Source organism: Jatrophihabitans lederbergiae (assembly GCF_031845305.1).
GTDB lineage: Bacteria > Actinomycetota > Actinomycetes > Mycobacteriales > Jatrophihabitantaceae > Jatrophihabitans_A > Jatrophihabitans_A lederbergiae.
The window spans coordinates 1-249 of record NZ_JAVREH010000289.1 but is presented as its reverse complement, the minus strand read 5'-3'; the positions used below and the strand labels follow the sequence as shown (position 1 = coordinate 249).

Here is a 249-nt window from a genome sequence, read left to right as displayed (position 1 = left end):
TGCCGGCGAGTGGAGAGTTCGCACTGGCGACTACCGCATTGTGTACGAGATCAAAGACGAGGAACTGGTCGTGCTAGTACTCCGGGTGGGGCATCGACGCGAGATCTACAAGGCCCGCTGAGCGATCCTTGGGTTCTCGCGGTGATCGCAACACCTGACTGAGTGGAGGTGTTGACCATGCGGTTCGCTAATCACATGATCACGGAGAACGTGCAGGTGTTTTGGGCCGAGTTGCAGCGTGGCGAGTTC

1 protein-coding gene is annotated in these 249 nt (G+C 58.2%); it reads left to right on the top strand.

Translation table 11 applies throughout. The features are described 5' to 3' along the window. Positions 1-121, top strand: a 121-nt coding sequence (locus tag RM423_RS25270; RefSeq protein WP_311425780.1) for a type II toxin-antitoxin system RelE family toxin, incomplete at its 5' end; no start/stop codon positions are given. Positions 122-249: the final 128 nt, after the last annotated feature.